Source organism: Mesorhizobium sp. M4A.F.Ca.ET.020.02.1.1 (genome assembly GCF_004022645.1).
In the GTDB taxonomy this organism is placed as follows: domain Bacteria; phylum Pseudomonadota; class Alphaproteobacteria; order Rhizobiales; family Rhizobiaceae; genus Mesorhizobium.
Genome location: NZ_RZOI01001132.1, coordinates 1 through 1170, shown reverse-complemented (window position 1 = coordinate 1170; position 1170 = coordinate 1). Strand labels below are relative to the sequence as shown.

The 1170-nt window shown below is 64.4% G+C and carries 2 protein-coding genes; both read right to left on the bottom strand.

What is annotated here, in order from left to right; all coding sequences use genetic code 11:
- A partial coding sequence (locus EN742_RS35435; protein ID WP_128333915.1) for an LssY C-terminal domain-containing protein occupies positions 1-481 on the bottom strand: 481 nt, incomplete at its 3' end.
- Between the two features lie 73 nt (positions 482-554).
- Positions 555-1170 (bottom strand): extensin family protein (locus EN742_RS35430; RefSeq protein ID WP_128333914.1); only part of this gene is annotated, 616 nt, incomplete at its 5' end.

The window sequence follows — 1170 nt, the reverse complement described above, 5'->3', positions numbered from 1 at the left end:
GGTCGAAGCTCGCCGCACCCAGCCAGAGCGGGCGTCCGTCATCGCCAACCGTGTTGGTCTGCCAGAAGCGGACATGGTGGCGCTGGTCGGCACTGTCGCCGACCGGCCTTTCGAAGGCGAGATCCTGGGCGCGGCCTTCGAACAGCAGCCTGCTCATCGGCGCATCGGGATAGGGCCGGGAAAACAGCACGCTTTCGCCGATGTCGATGGCGGTTCTCAGCGTGATGGCGTCGGCCGTGTCCCAGCCGGCGACCGCAAAGGCGTGGACGACCTCCTTTTCGGTGCCGACAAGGCCGACATTGATCGGGTCGCCCGGAATGCCTTGCGGCGTATGCGTCACCATCTCGAAATGCTGCGTGCGGTAGCCGCGCTCGCGCCAGGTCCAGAATTCCGGCGCGGCGACGTAGGCCAACCCGAGATATCCGGCGCAAAGTGCCGCCAGCCAGATCGCCGCGCGCCGCCGAAGGCTTCGCTTACTCACGAGAGGCCACTCCCAAACGCATGCATCATTTTATGCGCCGTTGCATCGGTTGGGCAAAGGGAACCGCAGGTGGTCAGCGGCAGGCGCGATAGCCGCTCCTGCGGTTCTTTATGTCGAAATGGAAATGGTTGCGGTGGTCGTAATTATAGCCAGGGCCGAGCACCGTGGTGAAATACTGGCAGCCGTCGGCGCGGACATTGTTGAGGAAGCCGCGGGTGCGGAAGGCGAACAGGCCGGGCTTGCGCACGTCGATGTCATCGCCGTTGTTGAGCTCAATGCTCATCACGTCGAGCGCGTTGCCCTTGCCATGTTCCGACAAGACACCTTCGCCCGCGATGTTGCGGCAGGAATAGCTGGATCCCTGGTGGATGGTCTTCACGCCCGAAAAATACCGCCAGCGGGCGGCCGGCACGAGCTCGTTCCTGGTCCAGGTGGCGAAGGTGGCGGCCATGTTGCAGGTCAGCGTGGCGGAGGGCTTCATCCCGACGCTGCCGATGGCCGAGACCCTGACCGGATAGTCGATGCCGCACTGGCCCTCATGGATCGGCTGCACGTCGGTGTATACGACGCCGAGGCGCCGCAATTCGTTGCGGCAATCGACTTCGCTCTGCGGCATCTGCTCGGCCGGCGACATCGGCTCGTCCATGCGCGGATAGGCGGCGGTCATATAGGGGTTGGAGGGGACGAGG